Source organism: Pseudoalteromonas sp. M8 (assembly GCF_018141365.1).
Lineage (GTDB): Bacteria > Pseudomonadota > Gammaproteobacteria > Enterobacterales > Alteromonadaceae > Pseudoalteromonas.
In genome coordinates this window covers 3,418,102-3,439,427 of sequence record NZ_CP047240.1, presented here as the reverse complement: position 1 = coordinate 3,439,427, position 21,326 = coordinate 3,418,102, and the positions used below count along the sequence as shown (strand labels likewise).

15 protein-coding genes, 1 other RNA gene and 2 pseudogenes are annotated in these 21,326 nt (G+C 39.9%); 9 read left to right on the top strand and 9 right to left on the bottom strand.

Going from position 1 to position 21,326, the window contains the following annotated elements:
• Positions 1–40 precede the first annotated feature (40 nt).
• Positions 41–490 (top strand): response regulator, encoded by a 450-nt coding sequence (locus GSF13_RS20290; protein ID WP_010372351.1) that lies wholly within the window; start codon positions 41–43, stop codon positions 488–490.
• Positions 491–536: 46 nt separating this feature from the next.
• On the opposite strand, the gene GSF13_RS20285 is transcribed toward GSF13_RS20290, so the two are convergent.
• The 4 genes from GSF13_RS20285 to rapA form a co-directional block, all read right to left on the bottom strand.
• Entirely contained in the window at positions 537–1,895 is a 1,359-nt protein-coding gene (locus tag GSF13_RS20285) for an L-cystine transporter (RefSeq protein WP_211866898.1), read from the bottom strand.
• 416 nt (positions 1,896–2,311) lie between these two features.
• Positions 2,312–2,494: non-coding RNA, 6S RNA (ssrS, locus tag GSF13_RS20280), on the bottom strand.
• 197 nt (positions 2,495–2,691) lie between these two features.
• Positions 2,692–3,282, bottom strand: a complete 591-nt coding sequence (locus GSF13_RS20275) for a pseudouridine synthase (RefSeq protein ID WP_249122718.1) — start codon at positions 3,280–3,282, stop codon at positions 2,692–2,694.
• Positions 3,283–3,447: 165 nt separating this feature from the next.
• Positions 3,448–6,345 (bottom strand): RNA polymerase-associated protein RapA, encoded by a 2,898-nt coding sequence (gene rapA, locus GSF13_RS20270; protein ID WP_211866896.1) that lies wholly within the window; start codon positions 6,343–6,345, stop codon positions 3,448–3,450.
• Between rapA and GSF13_RS20265 the strand changes: the two genes are divergently transcribed.
• The 7 genes and pseudogenes from GSF13_RS20265 to GSF13_RS20235 all read left to right on the top strand — a co-directional run bounded on the left by GSF13_RS20265 (position 6,344) and on the right by GSF13_RS20235 (position 11,729).
• Positions 6,344–6,481: a hypothetical protein gene (locus GSF13_RS20265; RefSeq protein WP_227386905.1), complete on the top strand. Its 138-nt coding sequence runs from the start codon at positions 6,344–6,346 to the stop codon at positions 6,479–6,481. The genes rapA and GSF13_RS20265 overlap by 2 nt on opposite strands.
• Before the next feature lie 158 nt (positions 6,482–6,639).
• Positions 6,640–7,506, top strand: a pseudogene (locus GSF13_RS20260) (PIN domain-containing protein); the annotation flags it as partial.
• A gap of 255 nt (positions 7,507–7,761) precedes the next feature.
• The gene (locus GSF13_RS20255) at positions 7,762–9,144 is read left to right on the top strand and encodes a PhoH family protein (protein ID WP_211866892.1); all 1,383 of its coding nucleotides are present in this window, start codon (positions 7,762–7,764) and stop codon (positions 9,142–9,144) included.
• Positions 9,145–9,338: 194 nt separating this feature from the next.
• The gene (locus GSF13_RS20250) at positions 9,339–9,701 is read left to right on the top strand and encodes a hypothetical protein (protein ID WP_211866890.1); all 363 of its coding nucleotides are present in this window, start codon (positions 9,339–9,341) and stop codon (positions 9,699–9,701) included.
• Between the two features lie 208 nt (positions 9,702–9,909).
• Positions 9,910–10,944: a hypothetical protein gene (locus GSF13_RS20245; protein WP_211866888.1), complete on the top strand. Its 1,035-nt coding sequence runs from the start codon at positions 9,910–9,912 to the stop codon at positions 10,942–10,944.
• A 191-nt stretch (positions 10,945–11,135) separates the two neighbouring features.
• On the top strand, positions 11,136–11,453 hold the full coding sequence (locus GSF13_RS20240) for a hypothetical protein (protein ID WP_211866886.1): 318 nt from the start codon (positions 11,136–11,138) through the stop codon (positions 11,451–11,453).
• A 51-nt stretch (positions 11,454–11,504) separates the two neighbouring features.
• Positions 11,505–11,729: a hypothetical protein gene (locus GSF13_RS20235; RefSeq protein WP_249122717.1), complete on the top strand. Its 225-nt coding sequence runs from the start codon at positions 11,505–11,507 to the stop codon at positions 11,727–11,729.
• 483 nt (positions 11,730–12,212) lie between these two features.
• Here GSF13_RS20235 and GSF13_RS20230 read toward each other — a convergent pair whose 3' ends face one another.
• The 5 genes and pseudogenes from GSF13_RS20230 to GSF13_RS20210 form a co-directional block, all read right to left on the bottom strand.
• On the bottom strand, positions 12,213–12,857 hold the full coding sequence (locus GSF13_RS20230; protein ID WP_211866884.1) for a pentapeptide repeat-containing protein: 645 nt from the start codon (positions 12,855–12,857) through the stop codon (positions 12,213–12,215).
• A 187-nt stretch (positions 12,858–13,044) separates the two neighbouring features.
• The gene (locus GSF13_RS20225) at positions 13,045–13,554 is read right to left on the bottom strand and encodes a hypothetical protein (RefSeq protein WP_211866882.1); all 510 of its coding nucleotides are present in this window, start codon (positions 13,552–13,554) and stop codon (positions 13,045–13,047) included.
• Between the two features lie 711 nt (positions 13,555–14,265).
• Positions 14,266–16,452: a TonB-dependent receptor gene (locus GSF13_RS20220; protein WP_211866880.1), complete on the bottom strand. Its 2,187-nt coding sequence runs from the start codon at positions 16,450–16,452 to the stop codon at positions 14,266–14,268.
• A 121-nt stretch (positions 16,453–16,573) separates the two neighbouring features.
• On the bottom strand, positions 16,574–18,958 hold the full coding sequence (locus GSF13_RS20215; protein WP_211866878.1) for a TonB-dependent receptor: 2,385 nt from the start codon (positions 18,956–18,958) through the stop codon (positions 16,574–16,576).
• Between the two features lie 441 nt (positions 18,959–19,399).
• Positions 19,400–20,415 (bottom strand): annotated as a pseudogene (locus GSF13_RS20210) (IS110 family transposase).
• Positions 20,416–20,741: 326 nt separating this feature from the next.
• Between GSF13_RS20210 and GSF13_RS20205 the strand changes: the two are divergent.
• Positions 20,742–21,326, top strand: coding sequence for a recombinase family protein (locus tag GSF13_RS20205; RefSeq protein WP_211866876.1), 585 nt, complete (start codon positions 20,742–20,744; stop codon positions 21,324–21,326).

Genomic DNA, 21,326 nt, shown 5'->3' with positions numbered 1-21,326 from the left:
ATACAAACTCGAGGTTAATGCGAGTTTAAGGAGAGTGTGTATGGTTCATCATCATGATTTAATTAAACAGCTTCACTCTGTAAACTATATCTTGGTTGCGGATGATGATTTCGACGACCAAGAATTAATCCGTGATGCATTTGAAGACAACGGCGTGATGGAGGCTAAGTTACAATTCGTAAGTGATGGCGTTGAGTTGATTGAGAAACTCAATAGCACTGAGCTATTACCTAGCCTTATTATTCTTGATTTAAATATGCCACGAAAAAGCGGTAAAGATGTATTGGCTGAGATGCGCGGGGCTGCAAACCTTAAGCATATTCCGGTTATTATGTTCAGTACATCGGATTCTGAGCTAGATATAAAACAGTGTTACTTGCTTGGGGCAAATTCTTATATGACCAAACCGTCTCAATATCATGAGCTGGTTGATTCAATGAAGTCCTTGCTGTCCTTTTGGCTTGGCACTGCAAAGCTCGTGATCGATTAGAAGTGAAGGGCCAGAATAACTAGCTGGCCCTTAAGCTGTTATAGCACTAAATAGCTTCGTTGGTATGCTTTTGCTTTAACAAGCGACTTGTCACTGTACCTGCGGTCATTGAGCCCGATACATTGAGTGCCGTTCTTGCCATATCAATTAGTGGCTCAATAGAAATAAGCAGCGCTGCAATTGTCACTGGTAGTCCCATCGCAGGCAGTACCACCAACGCCGCGAAAGTGGCACCACCTCCAACACCCGCAATACCAAACGAACTAATTGCAACCATAGCCACTAATGAGACAATAAAGTCGAGTGCGAACGGGTCAATTCCTACAGTCGGCGCAACCATTACAGCAAGCATTGCAGGATAAATGCCAGCGCAGCCATTTTGTCCGATTGTCGCACCAAACGATGCAGAAAGGTTTGCAATCGCAGGGGGAACATTAAGCTTGTGGATCTGCGCTTCAACATTCAATGGGATGGTTGCCGCGGAGCTTCTAGAGGTGAAAGCAAAAGTTAAAACAGGCCAAATTTTTTGGAAGAAATGCTTTGGGTTTTCACCAACCAAAGTAACTAGTAAGCCATGCACCACAAACATCAGTAAAATGGCAACGTAAGAGGCAATAATAAAACCGAGTAAGCTAATAATGTCAGCCATGCTTGATGTGGCGATCACTTTGGCCATCAAACCAGCTACACCATAAGGTGTAAGGGCGATGATCATACGTACTAATCTCAACACAACTGCCTGTGCGCCTTCAACTGCATTTTTTATTGGACTACTTAAATCTGACTCTTCCATGATGGCTCTACGAGCAGCAATACCAGTTAACACACCAAAAATCACCACTGCGATAATCGAGGTCGAGCGCTCGCCAGTCAAGTCAGCAAACGGATTGGTTGGTACAAAGCTAAGCAGCATTTGTGGAATGGTTAAATCGGCAACGGTTGTTGCACGTTCTTCAAGTACCGCTATTCTGGCCGTTTCGCGTGCACCTTCAACTAAGCCTTGTGCGCTTAAACCAAATGCTTGAGTGATAAAAATACCAATGAGCGCTGCAATGGCCGTGGTAAAAACTAAAATTGCGATGGTGACAAACGAGATCTTTCCAAGAGAGCCTTGATTATCTAATTTTACGACCGCGGCAATCATAGAAACTAAGATCAATGGCATAATCACCATTTTGAGAAGATTGACATAGCCGCTACCAACAATCGCAACCCAATCTAGTACGGTCTGTTTGGTGGTTAAATCACCTGAGAAAACAAATTGTAAGGCGAGTCCAAATAGGCTACCCGCAACTAAGCCTAGTAATACCGTTCGTGACAGGGTTTCGGAGCGCTGTTGAAAGCGATAAAGACCGAAAAGTATGGCAATAAAAACCGCAAACGCGGCGATAACAGCAAAAGACATCAGAATACCTTTCGAAATATATGAAAATAACGCGCTACTATAGAGGTTTTGTTGATTTGGCTAAAATATTCTTTGACTATGGAATAGAACAAAAGGTTATCAATAAAAATGAAAGTTTTTAATGGTTTTTCCTTTCATATAAAGATGTTTTGTAGTGAGTTGGTACTAACTCATAGTAATTAAAAAACACTGAGATATGCGCTTAGCTTACAATAATCTTTCGTAGCAGCGAGTTTATCTCGCGACTCTTTTCTAGCGTTATCTCGCGACTCTTTTCTAGCGTTATCTCGCAATTTCTTTTGCTTTACGACGTTAACCGTGTAGCTGTTTTTAGTATGAAGTTGAACATGTGGTTTATTGAGTATATGTAAAAGCGAGTTAGCTTTGAGGCGATGACATGCGTAGAGTGGGAAAGGTTGTTCCCCGGCTTCGCGGATGCCGATGTCAGCCCTTGAACCCTGAGGTTCAAGGCGGAGAGCAACAGCCTACCGTAGGCTTCTCGGTACATGCCGAGCATGCTCAATAGTAAACAAACTGCTATCCTAAACGAAATTTATCGGCTCAGGGACTTAATCAGCTGTCCTACGAGCTAGGGAACAATTACAGTATATAAAACATCTGCCGATCACGAAACCATAGTAATGCAATTTATGTGTTAACCGCGTGCTTTTTACTCGCTTTGTTTAGTGACTAAGCAAACGTTAATCTGAGCGTTTGCTGGCAACGCTAAATTTGCTTAATTTTTCGAAGGCCACAGTTTCTGGACCGTTTCTAACTAACAGAGTAAACAGGTTACTTAGAAAGGAACCGGTGCGGTAAAGGCCATCATCTCAGCAGTTGTTGGATGCGAAATTTGCAGCATCTCTGCATGCAACTGTAGACGTGAAGCCGCCGCTAACGCCTCTCCCGTAGCGTATAGCCTATCACCTAGGATAACGTGCCCAAGCGAAAGCATATGTACTCTGAGTTGATGAGAACGTCCTGTGATGGGGGTTAGCTTTACGCGTGTTGCTTGTGCTTCATATTCCATGACTTCAAAATACGTTAATGAAGGTTTTCCGGTCTCATGACAAACCATTTGCTTTGGGCGGTTAGGCCAATCACACACCAGCGGTAAATCAACAGAACCCGTTTGCTGTTGTAATTTACCATGAACTCGGGCGATGTAGTGTTTGCGGGTTAAGCGGTCTTGAAATTGAATGCTCAGATGGCGATGCGCTGCTTTATTCATAGCAAGGCACAGCACGCCGGATGTTGCCATATCAAGGCGATGCACAATTCTTGCCGTAGGGTAGACAAAATTCACTCTGGCGATAGCGCTGTCCCAATGCTTTGGATCTTTACCAGGTACGGTGAGTAACCCGCTTGGTTTGTTGATCACCAGCATATCTTCATCTTGGTACAAAATATCAAGATAGGGAGAAAGGGGGGAGCGTAATTTAGTAACACCAGCTGCCTCAGCATGAACAGAACGAAGCCGGGTATTATATATGAGTTGCTAAGTGAGCGGTAGCGAGAAAGAGAGCCGCAGCTCTCTCTCGGTGTGGGAGGTTTACTGGTTTGCAACCACAATTAAACGAATCGCATCCAACTTAAGCTGCGCTTTTTCAATGTGTGTGCTCAGCTCAGCTCTTTGTTTATCAAATACTTGAACTTCTTCATCACGGATGTTCGGATTGATAGCCTTAAGTGCTTGTAAACGACCTTGCTCATCACCTAATTGCTTTTGCATTTTATCCATCGCGTTGGCTTGAATGCTTTCAAGTTGAGTTTGTGCAATATCGCCAGCTTGAGTAATAAGTGGGTGAATAGCACTTTGTAGCGCATTAACTAGCTTACTGCCGGTTTGTCTGCCAACGGCAGAAAGCTGTTGATTGAATGCATCAAACGCCACGTTTTGGGCTAAGTCATTGCCACCTTTATCCATTAGAACACGAATTGGTGTTGGTGGTAAAAAGCGGCCTACCTGGAGAGACTTAGGCGCAGAAGCTTCTGCAACGAAGATCATTTCAACAAAGAAAGTACCGACAGGTAACTTGTTGTTTTTAAGCAGTGCTACCGACGCACAACCAAAGTCATCGTTACAGATCATATCCATTACGCCGCTGACCATGGGGTGATCCCAGCTGATGAAATGCGCGTCTTCTTGTGACAGTGAGGTGTTACGGTCAAAAGTCACTGTGATGCCATCGTCTTTCAAACAAGGGAAAGAAGGATTTAGCATGTGCTCGGTTGGTTTGAGAATAATCGTATTCTCGCCTTTGTCTTCTTGGTTAACACCAAAAGTATCAAACACATTAATCATAAACGCAGGCAAAATTACGTCGTTATCAAGAGCTTCAAGTTCAGCAACGATATTATCTGTTTTACCTTGACCACTTGAGTGAAGCTCAAGTAGGCGGTCTCGACCTTGCTCCATCTTTGTGCGCAGCTGTGCGTTTTCTTTTGCGGCTTGCTCCAATAGAGGATCTAATTCGTCTTCGTCACAGTTGTGCTCAGCGATCAGCGCTAACAAATCATCAGAGAAAGACTTATACAGCATTTGCCCCGTGGTGCTGGTGGTTTCAAACGCATCTAAGCCCTCGTGATACCAACGTAGTAATACTTCTTGTGCGGTACTTTCAAAGTAAGGCACGTGAATATTGATGTCGTGCTTTTGACCAATGCGGTCAAGACGACCAATACGTTGCTCAAGTAAGTCAGGGTTAAGCGGTAGATCAAATAGCACCAAATGATGTGAGAACTGGAAGTTACGACCTTCAGAGCCAATTTCAGAGCAGAGCAATACTTGCGCGCTATCATATTCATCAGCAAAAAACGCTGCCGCGCGGTCGCGCTCGATGATAGACATGCCTTCGTGGAACACCGCCGCTTTAATCGCTTCGCGCTCACGTAATACTTGTTCAAGGCTAATTGCGGTTTCCGCTTTGGCACAAATAAGCAGTACTTTTTCGTGCTTTAACTCTTTTAATTTAGCAATCAACCACTCGACGCGCGGGTCAAACTGCGCCCAGCTGCTTCCTTCACCTTCAAACTCTTGGAAGATTTTTTCAGGGAACAAAGCACGCATCGCGTTAAATTCAGGACTTTGAATACCACCAATGTTACCCATTACCGACATTGCTGTTTTGTATTGCTTTGGTAAAGGTACTGGGTATTGATGTAGCAAACGACTTGGGTAGCCATCAATGCCACTGCGGCTATTTCTAAATAGAATACGGCCAGTACCATGACGGTCTAGTAACATAGACAAGATTTCAGCTTTGGCGTCGCTATCGCCACTTTGTGCCTTTGCTAGTAGCTCAGAAATATCGGTTTCTTTTAGCAGTGTACAAAGTGTTTGTTCTTCTTTTGCATCTAACTTTTTGTCTTGCAGTAAGTTGTTCGCGGCTTCTGCGACTTCTTTATAATGACTTTCTTCTTCAACGAACACGTCGTAGTCGTAGAAGCGGTCTGGATCGAGTAGCTGTAAACGCGCAAAGTGACTGCGGTGACCCAGTTGGTCAGGTGTTGCAGTCAACAAGATAAGTCCAGGAATGTCCTGAGAAAGCTCAGCAATACGTTGATATTCAGTGCTTGGCTTTTCCTTTGTGACCGTCAGATGGTGTGCTTCATCAACAATCAGTAGATCCCAATCAGCGAGTGTGGCTTGTTCAAACCAGCGGCGCTTTTTGGTAATAAACTCTAGGCTAACCAGTACTAGTTGTTCTGTTTCGAATACATTCGGTGCATCTGCATAAGCTTCGCTACAACGCTCTTCGTCAAAAATAGAGAAGTGTAGGTTAAAGCGGCGTAGCATCTCAACTAACCATTGGTGTTGTAAGTTTTCTGGAACCACAATCAACACGCGGTTGGCACGACCAGAGAGAATTTGCTGGTGTAAAATCATGCCTGCTTCAATGGTTTTACCTAGGCCCACTTCATCAGATAGAAGTACGCGAGGTGCAAAGCGCTTACCGACTTCATCGGCAATATAGAGCTGGTGTGGAATCAGGCTAGCGCGCTGACCTATCAATCCTTTAAGGTGAGATTGTTCTTTATCAAACTGGTGTTGCCAAGTTTGATAGCGCAGTGTGTAGCGATCAAAACGGTCGATTTGGCCTGCAAATAGACGATCTTGAGGTTTATTGAACTTGAGGAAGTGATCAAGAAAGGTCTCTTTGAATGAAGTCTCTTCTTCATTATCAACTCGAGTACCATGATAGCAAAATAGTCCATCTTGCTCTTCCACGCTGTCAACACGTAGTTCCCACTCTTCAACATGGCGGATCACATCGCCTGGGTTGAATACAACTCGAGTTACAGGCGCTTCCTGTACTGAGTAAACACGGTTTTCTCCGCTAGCGGGAAATAAAATAGTCACTTGACGCCCCTCAAGTGCCACTATTGTACCTAATCCCAAATCTGATTCCGTATCACTGATCCAGCGCTGACCTAAGGAAAAATTCATGGTTATCTCGTCTATGCAGAAAAAAGGCGGCTATGTTACCTATTCATGTCGGTTTGTTCAATACACAACAGTGACTCAAGCCTTTATTTATCAAGCGCTGACGCCTTTTCTATTTAGTTGGCATGGCAATCGCTAACTAGTTGTTTTTTATAAATATGCAAGTTGGATTTTCTACTGTCATAAAAGCGACTTTTGCGACAAATAGACTAAACTTGAACTATACCCAAAACATAATTAACCGCAGTGTTGTGTATTGGGTATAGCATAATAATCTGTAAACAACAGGAATGCGCTATGGTAAAACAAGACAAAGACCATAAAGTGTACGTGCTCGACACCAACGTACTTCTCCATGAACCACTCGCTTACCTTTCTTTCCAAGAACACGATGTTGTGATTCCCATGACTGTCCTTGAAGAACTCGATCACATTAAAGATCGAAAGAGTGACGTGAGCCGAGACGCAAGAGTTGCCATTCGTGGGTTAGATGATGTGCTTCGCGATGCAACACCAGAGCAAATGCTAGAGGGGGTAGCGCTACCAACATTGAGGATAGAAAGTCACCGAACGCCTTGTTCAGGTAAATTGATTATTGTAAACGATCACTTGTTTCCTGATTCCATCTCCGGGTTACCCGGCAACGAAAATGATCACCGCATTATTAATTGTGCGGTACATTTGCAAACTCAGTACAGCGACAAAAAAGTGGTGCTGGTTACCAAAGACATCAATATGAGACTGAAAGCGAAAGGCGCTGGACTCAAGTATGTTGAAGATTATCGTACCGATCAGCTGATTGACGACATTGCGCTGTTAACCAGTGGCTTTAAAAAGGTTGAAGGCGATTTTTGGCAAAATGTTGGTGAGTGTCAAACGCAGCAGGAAGGGCGATACACGGTTCATGATGTGCCAAAATCACTCGTACCAGATGTGTTCTGTAATGAGTATCTGATAGATGATACTAATCACTTCGCAGCTCGGGTTGTGGGATACGATTCTGAGCACATTCGATTAAAAGACTTAGGCGTTGAACGTTTGATGCACCGTCAAGCATGGGGAGTGAAACCGAAGAATATCAACCAAGGTATGGCGCTGGATGCATTACTTGATACTGACATTGAGCTGGTGATATTAACAGGACCTGCGGGGTGCGGAAAAACAGGTATTACTGCAAGCTTTTTTTCAATATTTGTGCAGACCTCTTCGAAAGCCAATAGATTACTTAATAATTTAAGTTATAGGTTTAAGCTAAATCAAACTTCAGCTTGTCTTTCATTAGGCGTCGCTTAATTAAAGTAGTCGCTATACAAAAAATAAATCAAGGATTTAACCTGCAAGAAAGCACTAATAAAAATAATAAGCAAAGGTAAATCTTAAATGCTAGTTAATCAAAATTGTTCTCAAAGGAGAACTAATATGAAGAATTCAAATGAAAATAGAAGTCCACGTGTATTAGATACATCTGCATTGGTACATGATCCAAAATCTCTTCTTAGCTACAAAGATGATATTTACATCTGTCTAACGGTTCTTGAAGAGCTTGATAACCTAAAAGAAAGAACCAATAAATCTGTAAGTGCTGATGCTCGTGTTTGTATTCGAATGCTTGAAGATATAATAAATGGGCACAGTGCGGAAGAGATGGAAGCTGGCATTCCACTGCCTTCTACTGAAACAGCTAAAAGAGGCAAGCTATTTATTGGAATTGATACCCAACTCGATATGGCTAAAGAGTTAAAGCACGGTATTGGAAGTGACGCTGACAATAGAATAATCAACTATGCACTGTATCTTCAGAAGGATTTAGATAAAGACGTAACAATTGTTAGCCGTGACATTAATATGCGCTTGAAAGCCCGAACCGTAGGGGTCATGGCAGAAGATGTTGCTGTAGATAATCAAATTGCAGATATAGATTTGTTGTATACGGGAGTGCAAGCTTTTGACGGCGATCTGTTTGATCGAATTCAATCAGATAAGGATTTTAAAGTTTCGGGAGAGGTTTATACATTCCCAATAAGCTTGTTTAACGACGAAGTGCAGCCCAACATGTATTGGTATGATGAGGCTGGGCATATTGGGCGGATTTCAGAAGTAACTGATACTGAAGTTTACACAAAGTTATTGCCGCGTAAATATGAAAAAGTATGGGGCATTTTGCCTAAAAACCAGCGTCAAGCTGTAGCTTTAAGTCAATTAACAGACCCTTATTATGACTTAAATATCATCCTTGGCCCTGCTGGCTCCGGAAAAACTTTTTTAGCAGTTGCGGCGGGGCTACATCAAGTATTGGAGTTGAAAAAGTACAAAAAAATAGTCGTTGTGCGCTCAAGAGACTTCATGGACGACGATCCGGGATTCTTACCGGGGGATTTAACAGAAAAATCGATGCCTCTTCTTGCGGGCATTACAGACGCGCTTATTTCGATGCACTCTAGTGATAATCATGAAGGAAATATTCACGCTACAGTTGAACATGTGATCGAAAGAGCTAATATAGAATTTACCAGTATGGCTTACTTTAGAGGTCGTTCAATAGACGATGCTGTGTTAATTATTGATGAAGCTCAAAACATGACACGTGCTCAGATCAAAGGGATGCTTAGTCGGGGAGGAAAGAACTGTCGTACAATCGTACTCGGTAACCTAGCTCAGATAGATGATAAGTTCGTAACAGCCGCCTCAAGTGGAGCCTCTGCTGCCGTAAATGTATACCGTCATTATGAAAAAGGATCAGTTCTTATCTTTGATGAAGTTGAGCGCAGTAGCTTGGCTGAATTCACCGAAAAGAACATGTAGAGATCAAACTACAATTCACTTTTCATTATAATATTGCGACAATAGCCACTGCTTTTTGCAGTGGCTTTTCAGAGAAGCCTGTTTCCACATATGCGGACGAAATGGATTTACTCTGGGTTTAAAAGATTAATCATACATTGAAGATGTAATGACTTAGGTGCTGTGGACCTTAGTTGTTATATTTTGGTGTGCGTATGTCTTTTGAATCAGAAGCGCTTATAAGCAATGTAAAGCGTCAGGCAAAGAGGTTGTCAAAAAAATTATCAATTCCCCTTGGGCAGGCCCAAGAAGGAGTATCTATTTGTCTTTATGGTTGTGATAGTTACAGCGATTTACTAGTAAAAATAAAAGCTGAATCTTTTGACAATCCATTGATAGCACTGTCTGCTCTCTCACCAAACTCGGAAATATTTTTGGTAAAAATATTAGCTAGCCACCTAGATAGCATCATTGGAAATTTTGAAAAAAAATTTCCCGGTTCCAATATAAATGAAGAAATGGTCGTATCCCTTTTTGGGCTTGAGTTTGACGAGTTTAAAGGCAAATTATCTACCTGAGAATTGTACAAATACGTAAGTTGTCATTTTATTTATTTGAGATAATATGAAATTAAGGCTGATCGGACAGCCTATGCCTACACATGATTTTCAAAGCGTTAATCATGAACAATGAAGCGGAGCATCCGAAAAAATTTGGTGATTCAAACTGAGTAAACATCGTGTCCTGTAGGCCGTTGTTTGTTCGTAATTTCGTTTGGAGAACTAAATGATTTCACTTGAGCAATTGCATACTAAACTTCAATATCAGACTAAGCTTTTTGCTTGGTTACTTGAGATTCCCGAATTGATAGCAGAAGGCTTATTCGCGAGATGTGTTTATAATTTCGCTAATTTCTCGGCTGCTGAACAAGCCCTGCGACTAGAGTATTCAAAAAATCATCTACATGGGATTTTTGAACATGACTCACTCAAATATCTTTTCATAGGTGAAGTCGATGACGATGAGTTGATTGATGAACTTCATGAAAAAATAGAAGTGATGTCAGCGCGTATATTGGCTCTTAACCTCATAGAGAAGCCACAGTTAAAATTAATATCTGCTATCTACAAATCAATGGGTTTACTTGATGAATCTCGGTTTATTGTAAATACAGGCGCTGAATTCGAGTTAAATTGGAAGCCTTATTTTAATACTCTTATTGATACTACAGAAGTGCTATTTGCTGATTTATTGGTTAATAGACGAACATTTAGATTAATAGCGTCAAAATATCCTCTGAGCAAATTATCTTACGACAATTTAAATACATATCTTTCAAGAAGGCTGAAACAAGACAGTAATCTCCATAAGGCTACTTTAGGCGCAGAAAGAACTAAAATAGAGAAACATAAGAATTGGCTTCAGAGCAATTTGAAAAGTGCCTTTGGTGATGTGCTACAAAACGGTGGTGAAACCCCTTCATTTTACAATATACAACGTAAGCGATACCTCATATTTGGTTTTATGTTGCTCTCAGAAAAAGCTAGAAAAGTAGATGAAGAGCTACCAAAGTTAAATCTATTGATCAAAAACACGAAGGAATTTCAGAAATATCTTATTAAGATTGAACAAGAGTCTTTAATTTTTGAAACGCATCGTATCAGTACGTCATTCGCAAATCATGACGTTCTCACAGATATGCAAATTGAGCAAAAGAAAAACTTAATGTCACACACTGATGCTAGCAGTGACTGGTTTGCGTTAAAAGGTAATTGCTTTTCCGTGGGTTTTAGACCGATCAAAGTAAAAGAAGTGGTATGAGTTAGATAGCATACTCCGGTTCTAATCGCGCATTAGCTCAGATTAGACGGTATTTTAATTCAGCAAACAAATTTCCTTGGGGAAACTGATCACACTGAAGGAAAAAATCAGGATTAGCTCCATGCATTTGATATGTTTTTAATCCATATTTTTCTACCATAAATCATCAAGCAAAAAGCGAGGGGCCGCTTATGATCACCTCAGTAAGAAATTGGTATATAGTTGCTGTAATGAATGGGGAACAATTGGTAGGTGAAGTGTTACACGGTACGGTTGCAGACGATCAAACTTTTCGTTTTTATGAAGGGGACTACGTTACAACATCTCGGATCGTATCTATGGACGTTGTGGCTCAGCAGGTAATAACTTCCAGTAATTCTTATTATGCGCTTAGGGGAAGCGGCAAACGGGCCATTATCGATTTAGATGATTTCGAACTCCTTCGTCACGGATTTTCGCCAGAGCAAATTAGGGCGTTAGACAGCTCATCGCCTCTTTTAGCCCATTAACTTTGACACCAAGTGGATTTTCATCAATTAACCACAACTAAGCTGGAGCAAATGATGCCGACAAACAATATTGATTTTCACAATGCTGAATGCTCGGCCTGCCATAAAAAGCATGTCGATATTAGAACTGAGATAGTTGCACCATCACCTGATAGACCAAACGCTATTCGCAAGAAAATTATCTTTCGATACAAAGATAATCTCGATTGCGATGTTGATGAGATAGAAAAGCTTGCGCTAGTCAAAAAACGTTTTCAAAATCTAGACGAAAAATGACCTTGTTGATGGCGAAACATTCTTTAATCAATTGGACTCTGAGTAGATAGAGAAGGACCTGCCAGCCTTGGCACCAAAGCAAAGGAAGCTAAACGCCAGATACATTCAAACTAAGGAGATAGAGGACGTTCAACCAACCCATTTGTGGAAATAGATGAGTTAAAATGTAAGCGTGCTATGTGGTATGTAAAACGAAGCGTAGTAAGCTCACGAATCCGACTTTATTGCTTTGTTAGAATAATATGCTGAATAGTGGCTTAAATTATTTGAGGCTATTAAACCCCAAACAATCGAGAGTACTCACTAAAAATAAAAAGGTCTAGACAGTTAACAGTGATTAAACTTAAAAAACCAAAGATCGTGCAAAGATTTCCTACCATAGTTACCTCCTCTCGAATGCCAGTTATTGAATCGAGTCCCCACTAATTTCCTATACTTTTCAACCTCTCGATTGAATGGGGCGGGACGGGATTCAGACTACCTTTATCGACTTGCCTTGTCAATTGCGTTGCATAATCCATTAGCAGTAACGATACGATATGGTAAATTACCATTAAGCTTTTTGAGACCTATAACAAGCTTCTCCTCACCAAGCCGCTCAAGAAGGCTAAATAGTGTTAATGAATTTAGTTTTCCTCCTTTTAAATGCAATACACGGCTATTCTGAATTTTTGGATGGAACCTCAGTTCTTCAAGTAAACTTATTGTACTTGCTGATACAACGGGTAACGGGCGCTGTGGAAAAAAGCGATTACTATCGCTAATAATCATATTCTTAGCAACATTCACGTTTGTATTTACAAAAATACAGTTTTCAAATGTACTGCCTTTGAAATTACTTTTTTTCAGTAATGCTGCTGAAAACACACAATACTTAAACTTAGCATTAGTAAAATTAGATTTTTTCAGATTAGAACCCAAAAACTCAACCTGCGAAAACTCTGCGTTTTTAAAGTTACTACTAGTTAAAATAGCCCCTTTAAAGTTTACATTTACAAATGAAGCATTTGAGAAGTTAGCTCGAAAGCACTGAGCTTTAGAGTAAAACTTATTCCGTATATTTTTGACCCGACTTTTGCGGTAAAACAGAGATAAGCGGCTCAAACCTTTTTGTTTTTTTGGAAGCATATTACTCTCATATTACGAATTCTTCTAACGCACCACTTAAATAGTGAACATCGCTATCACAGCACTCAATTATTACACCATAATTAACCTAACGCCTGTCTAACCGACGCAAAATAGTAGGCTAAAATTAAATTAGCTACGAAGGAGCGCAAGCCTACTGTTTTTCGTCCTTTGGTTTAGGCATTTTTTAAAAGTTAGTAGTTCGGCTCAATATTCTACCGAGCTTTTTATTAGCGATAGCTAGTTCATCAGTATTTTTCTCTAAATGTTTTAGAAACTGTCTAGATGCCTCAATTAATCCAACATGCAAATGGCCAACATTGACATAGACTTGTTCACTAGAGTTTTTTGCTGTTACTTCAATTTGGCCACCATAATAGAAAACAGAACGAGCTTTACCACTTTTTACGTCTCTTGCTTCTGCTGTTCCAGTATGTAATAAAGCACAGCGTGATGCCCAAAGATCATTTGCATTACATGGTAATGTTTGACCTTCAACAAAAAGATAAGTGTTTAGCCAACGTTTGAAATCTTGACCAGTAGAGTGTTCATTTTTGATAGATAACCACGCCAATCTATCAACCCATGAAAATAATAAAATTAGAGCTGATTCATGATGCTGATTTCGGAATAAAACTTCCATAGCCGTGTTTGACTTAACAATATGCTCAGCCAAACTTTTTGCACTTTGTTCCAAGAGTCCTCCTGACTTTTAACAATTTTATAATGCTCGTCGCGTATCTTTCTGTCGAGATCACGCTAATGTATTTAATAAATCTACTATTAATAATTAACGTAATCCATTACCAGTTATAAATTTTTTATTGATGATGACATGAAAACACGCTCTCCACTTCTAAATTAGATATTGGTGCTGTAACTGTTTTGTAAATCAATTGATTAGCGATTTATAAACTCTAATACATCTACCATCAGTGTCATGCAGCTCGCTAACTTTACTTGGGTGTTGAGTTGAACCTTACCGTGAATAACAGCTTTGTGCCTTGAGTCAAACAACTCACTTCTGGACAATTATATGTTAGACCAGATTTTAAAAACGAGTTTGTTCAATCGTATCTCCTCCTCAGATACCTACTATCAGATGAGTGCCGAAAGCGGGCAGTGATAACACTTGCTTTAGGTGTCAAAATCATTACTAAATGCATAAGAATTATCTACTAGCTCAGGTATTGTAATCGGTGATACACAAAAATGTGCAACAGAAGAGGTTGATGCAGCAGAAAAATTTAAACGAACCTTTATAGCTAAAGTGAACTAGCTAAGACTCAAACTGACTGAGGAGAGGTTGCCATTGACAATTATCAGCTCAAGTTTTAGCTAGTAAATTTAATGAAATTATAACAATATAATTATAAACATCATGTCATATCATATCATATTGTAAAAGTTAAAATACCATCCTTGCACCCAACATAATAACTCGACCCGGTGCAACCGTTGTATCAGAACGATCCGAATCTTGATCTCTAAGCAGGTTATCTACACGAGCTAATAATGTAAGTGTATCATTTATTGGCTTCTCAGCTCTTAAGCTCACGCGTTTTAGTTCTGGTAAGTAACCTCCGTAATTCTTAGGTCTCTCACCTAACCAATAAGCATTTGCACTGACAGTACCACCCCAAACATCAACGCTGGCTGTTAAGCTTGCTGTATAATCAGGGACACCAACGCGCTTATCACCTTCCTTAAAGTCTTCATAAGGGTCATTTATATATACGTCACTTAAATGCTCTATACGATTGTCGATAAGTGTTAAATTACCATTTAATGAAAATGGACCGTGGTGTAAGTCAAGGTCAAACTCCCAACCTTTATTTGAGACAACACCGACATTCTGATATTGGTGAACAGGAGGAACGGCATCGGCGTCTAGGGCAACAGGCATAATAAGAGAGCGGCCTTCTTCATCAAAATGAGTGATAGAGAAAGAACCAATACCGCGCCAATATAAGTCTACCCCGGCATCCCAGCCAACTTTTTCTTCTGGACCAATATTATAATTAGGAGTGAATTCAGGTACTGTTGGATACCAACTACTACTTCCAATCATTGGGTTTTGATTAATCGGCGGTTTAAAGCTTTTACCCCATTGACCTCTGACTTTTACAGTTGCATCTCCTTGCTCTATGACATACGTTAAACCTGTTCGAGGCTGAAACTTCTTATCATTTTTTGCACCGACGTTACGAATATCATCGTCAACACGAGCAGCGAGAGTGAAGAATAACTTATCCTGATACCCAAACTCAGCTTGTCCAAAATAGCCAAACTTGTTCCATTCTCCATCACCGTGGCTATGAGGTGGGTTATAAGGGTCTATAATCATTTCTCCATTTTCTCCCCACGTAAACCCTGATATTTCTAATGATGTGCTTTCATACATTACTGAATCCAACCCTGTAATGTATGTTGCTGTAAGATCAGGATTATAATCAACATCATAAGTATGCGAATAACGAACTGTTCGCATTCGATAGTTTGATTTTGAATAGAAATTAGTTGTTGGGTATGCACCAAAATATGAAAAAGTATTTTCATTTTGTCCCACAGTCAAAGTGTGAGTTGAGTTTTCACTTGCTTGAAAATTTGTTGTTAAAGCATACAAATTTTCTTCCATTGGGTAATCTAAGCCGTATTGAGAGTTTTTCCCTGACTGTCTCTGCTCTTTGCATCGCTCTGAGTCATAATTTTCTGGTTTTGTGCATGACATAGAAAAGTCAGCTTTTGCCAAATCACGATCATTTTTAAATGCAGTGAAATCAAACGAGAATCGTCCTTTTTCACCATGAATTCCTGCGGAGTAAGCTGTTCCTGATGAGTCATATCGATGAACCCACTCACCCACAGATTGATGACTAACACCAAATCTATAGGAAAACTCTTCAGAGCCACCGGCAACTTGAATATAGTGGTCTTCAACTTTTGGTGTAACACCATCAGGTGTATATTTGCTGTCCATCACACCCCCGTTTAATTGAAGAGTAATCTCAGGTCGAGTCAGCGTTCCTCCATAACTCCCTTTCTTGGTTTTTATTTTCATCACTCCAGATGCACCTTCAGAACCATATAACAGCCCCGAAGTAGGTCCTCGTACAACTTCAATAGATTCAATCATGCTTGGTGATAGCGTAGACAGCAAGGTGGGGCGAACTAATTCAATACCATCTATGAAAATCTTCATGTAGTCTTCATTTAAATCACTAGTACCATAATTCCAAGAGGTATTACCGCGAGAAAACACCTGTGTAGTCCAGTCATTCATGCCTGAGTTAAGGGCAAATATCCCTTCAAATTCACCACGAAGCAAATCAGTCATAGTCGTGACTTGCTTTTTCTCTATATCTACCGATGTCATGACTGAGACTGGGCTAGGTGAAGCCTTCTCTGATTCATTCAAGAGCCTACTATGCACCTCTATTCTTTCAAATTCTTTATCGTCTTTAGCTTTATTAGAAGCATCTTCATCTGCATTTGCCACAGACGTTATTGTTAACGATAATAATGCATAAAAAGCGGCTTTAAGCTTTCTATTTGAACGCTTTGTTGCGTTTGCACTAAACCTGTTGTATTTCAATGTTACTCTCCAGAATTCAATGATATAACATAACTGTTTGGTTTGAGTTTTATTTAGATTTTAAAACCTAACCCACTCTAAATAATTGACCTTCTGAGGCCCAAAACACTATTTAAGAGAATTAAAAACGACCTCTAAAACCGACACTGAAGCTTCTTCCAGCCCTTGGTGCTACATCTTTAAGAAAAGAAGTATGTACTCGAGCTTCTTCATTCGTCAGATTTTTTATTTTAAAATACATTGCTGTAGAGTTATTAAAATAGGGAAGATCATATAAAACATCAGCATCAATCATCGTATAGCCATCAGTTTTTGTTTCCAAATAAGATACGCGATCTGCTTTTTGATATCTAATAATATCTAAATTTGCACTCCAGTCTGTTTGTTGGTAATTGAACTTTGCACCAAAACGTAAAGGTGGGGTTCTTGGAAGATTATCTCCGTCCTTAATACGTGCACGTACATAGTCACTAAAAAGAGTAGTGTTCAATGACTTAGTAGCTTGCCAAGCTAACTGTGCTTCAAAACCATTTAAAGTGACGTCGTCAGATTTAAATGCATAGACAGGCAGGTCATCAGAGTGTTCATCTGCTGAACCATCATCGTGTTCGTGGCCACTTGGCGCAAAAAGGCCTGTAGCACTTTGATAATAAAAATTATCTACTTCGTTGTGAAATACGTTTAAAATTAGACCAATGTCTCCATCCGTTTTTCTAAACGTTAAATCAATGTTGTTTGAAGTTTCAACATCAATACTTTTATCTGATAGCTCAAAGTATTTTTGCCCACCTTCTTCATTCAAAGAAAATAATGCACCAACTTCGTAAGATCCTGCTCCGATGTGAGGACCAAAAGAAAATACTTCAGAGGCTGAAGGTGCACGCTGTGACCGAGATAAAGAAAGCCCTAAGTTATAGCCCTCAGTGAAATCCCATACAACTCCACTTGATAAACTTACCGGAGAAAAGTCATACTTATCATTAAATGTAGTTGACTGTTGAATGTTAATATCAGATTGTTCACCTTCATTATGAGAGTGAATGTTTACCTGAGGTAAACGAATTGACTTCGCAGACAGCTCAACATGCTCAGCTCGACCACCAAGTTGAACCAAAAACTGACCAAAACGTTTCTCTTCCATTAATGCAAAAGCAAATAACGTATCTTCTGAAGGTGGTGTGAATGCCTCAAGCCCTTGCGCTGATACTTCACTGTTTTTGTAGTGAAAACTTAGAGCACCATCCCATTCGTCCCAACCGTTATGTTTCAGATCAACACGCAACTCTTTACTTTCATTCTTGAAAGTTGTGCCAACTTCCCCATGTTCAATTTCAGCGTGTTCGTAGTCGGTATAAGCTGCTCGTGTATTTAGTTGGCTAAAAAGGCTATCATTAAATCGTATTTCACTTTGAACTTGAACTCGTGTTTGATCGAGATCTGCAACAACTCCCTCGTTCTCATGATTATGATCATGAGCACCTTCGTGGTTGTGTTCATGAGTATGTCCCGGTACGCCATAATTACGGTTAAACTCTTCAACAGCAACTCCTAAATAACCATTGTTGAATAGGTAACTGGTGCCCACTGTAAATCCACTTGATTTTTCTTGGCTATTTTCGACCTTGAAACTATTTTCTATCGACGTGGTTCCTGCTTTTGCTGGAACAGGTATGGTGTAACTATCAGATTCACGCCAATATCCATCAGCATATACTGCAAATGACCCAGCACCACTCGTAACATTAAATGATCCTTGCTTACTATTATCAACGGAAGTTGTTTCAACTAGCCACTCACCTTGCGTTTCATTACTTGTAGGCACTCTAGTATCAACCACATTCACAACACCTCCGATAGCTCCACTTCCAAACATTAGAGTCGAAGGCCCTCTTAAAATTTCAATCTGCTGAGCAGTCGAAACTTCAGAAGCTACAGCATGATCTGGCCCTACGCGCGAAACATCACCAACATCCAAGCCGTTCTGTGCGATGAGAACTCTCGGACCACTAAGTCCTCTAATTATAGGTGTACTAGCGACTTTTCCATGAAAACTACTTTGGACACCGACAGTTTTTTCTAAAGTATCCCCCAACGTGGCACTTTGTTGTCGGCGTAGCTCTTCACCAGCTAAAACACTCACAGGCATAGCTGATTCCATATTAGAAAGGTGCAATGGTGATGCGACCACATCAATAATTTCTATCGCTGAGCGCTTAAGAGTAAGTTCAAGAGGTAAAGCTCCATCTTTATTTTTGACAACATGCGTCAAGTGACTAAAACCATCAGCTGTTATATTTAGCTCTATTGTATCACCATCGATATTTTCAATTTTAAAAGCACCAGAGTTATCTGTCTCAATTCGATTAGGCATACCTTCAACAGTAATGTTTGCGTGAGCGATTCCATTACCTTTTACATCTTTTATACTGCCTTGTATCGTCTGGGCTATCGAGTTTGTAGATAAAAGTGCTCCCATTGCAAGCGCAATAGGTGTTAGTTTGTTCATTTATACCTCAAAATGAAATGTTATACTGTAATATAATATAGTATAAAATTGTCCTTAACTTGGCTACAGTTAATTTTTAAAGGTGTTGAATCAAGTAATTTGGGTACTTATGTTAGATATGAAAGTAGTTTTAATAGATTAGGTTTAAAGGCTGCTTCTAACTCAAAGCAACCTTTAGAGTATTTACGTTAACGCGTAATGGGGCAGAATGTATGGTACGCCCCGTTTTGCAAGTTAATAATTAAAAATAACGGAGATGGTTTGCGCTAATGTATTCAGAGTCTATTAGAGACTTTCATTAGTCCCAGCTCTACGATGAGATCCGCGCCAGATTGTCCTCATAAACGAGAAAGCATTTTTTTATGCTGCTCTGCCCCTCAGGTTTTCAATCTGGTGGTCTAACCGTTTTGTCATCAATAATTATCATTGCAAATCTGACTTTTACACTTTTAATTCGAATGGTTGTTTTGTTGACATCACTGACCACGCAATTCGGGCCAATTTATTAGCTAAAGCAACAACTGCTACATTAAAGGGTTTTCGACATTTAAGGTCTAATAACCACTGTCCAAAAAACTTATTGGCGGTGTTATCTCTCCATATTACTGCTCGTGCTGCATGAACAAACAACTCCCTTAATTCCTTGTTACCTCGCTTGGATATTCCAAGGAGTCTTGGTTTTCCACCTGTACTATGCTGATATGGAACCAAACCTATCCATGCTGCAAAATTTCGGCCGTTCTTGAAGTCATTTGCATCCCCAACAGCAGATACGCAGCATGAAGCTGTCATTGGCCCTATACCCGGAATTGTTTGAAGTAGTGCAACAACTTCATTCTCTTTATTTAATAGCTTTAATTTAGCTTCTTGCTCTTTAATTAAGTGATTCAAATGATGGTAGTAATCCATTTGACTTTTTAGTTCAGCTATAAGTAAAGCAGGTAAAGACTCCCCTGATCTGCTAACCATTGAAAAAGGTTTTTCATGTGATGGTGACCTCTAGGAAAACTTAGGCCAAACTCTGTCAAGATAGAGCCAATTCTGCTCATGCAAGCTGTTCGCTCTTTGATGAAGCCAGAACGAATACGTCTAATCACGATCCCTAATTGAGCTTCTTCTGTTTTAGGAGATACAAATCTCATACTCGGTCTAGTAGCAGCTTCGGCGATTGCGTTTGCATCTATAAAGTCATTTTTATGTGTCTTAACGTAGGGTTTTACATACTGGGCGGGTATAAGTTTAGCCTGATGACCCATTTGGATACATTTCCTAGCCAACCAATTTGAACCACAACAAGCTTCCATTGCAATTAGAGTGCTTGGAAAATTTGAAAGAAAACTAATTAACTTTGCCCTAGAGAACTTGTGACGAAAAACTTCTCGACCAGCGTGATCATGGCCACTTAAATGAAAAGTTGATTTACCTAAATCAATACCTATAACTTTAACAACTGACATAATGGTTTCCTCCAATAATAGCCAACTCTGTTAGTTTAGCTAATGGGTGGGGCGTACCATCTAATTAACGTGTTATCCGAACGTCCGCTTTATGGAGTTAATTCCACCAGATTACTTTGATTGTCTTTTACTCTTTCATAGCTGGCTGTCAAAATAAAGTCAAAAGCTTAATGACGGTGAAAAATTAAATTGAGCATTCATGAGAACAATATTTTTTGTTGGATGAACGAAAGTTTGGATTTTTTATCGTTCATGTACGTAATTTGTTTTATTGACTTACGTACATCTGATTGATAGTGTGTACGAAAGTTATAGGTTTCGTACATATGAAAGTTGGTTTTGCACGAGTATCAACTCAAGAACAAGATTTAGCAGCTCAACTGTCAAGATTAAATGACTTCGGTTGTGAAAAGGTTTTTCAAGGAAAGCAGTCAGGTGCTTCAGTTATAAATGAAGAAAAGCTTAAGGAACTTGTCGATTTTATCAGGGAAGGTGACGAAGTTATTGTTACTCGCCTCGACCGTCTTGGACGGTCGTTAAAATCTATTCTTGAGGCTATTGAAAGCATCCACAATAAAGGTGCTTGTTTAAACATTATTGACGGTTCACTCAATACAAAGAATGATAATCCGTTTTCCACCGCTATGATTAACTTGTGTGGAGTATTCGCTCAACTTGAGCGGGATTTAATAAAAGCAAGAACCGCAGAGGGAAGAGCAGACGCAAAAGCCAAAGGCAAACATATGGGAAGATTGCCAGCTTTATCTGATAAGCAAGCGAGAGAATTATACAAAGATAAATTAAATGGTGAATCTATATCAGGATTAGCTAAAAAGTACTCTGTTAGTCGCCCAACAGTTCACCGTACTATTGAAAGAATTGGAACTCAAAATAATAAAAGTAAGGAATAG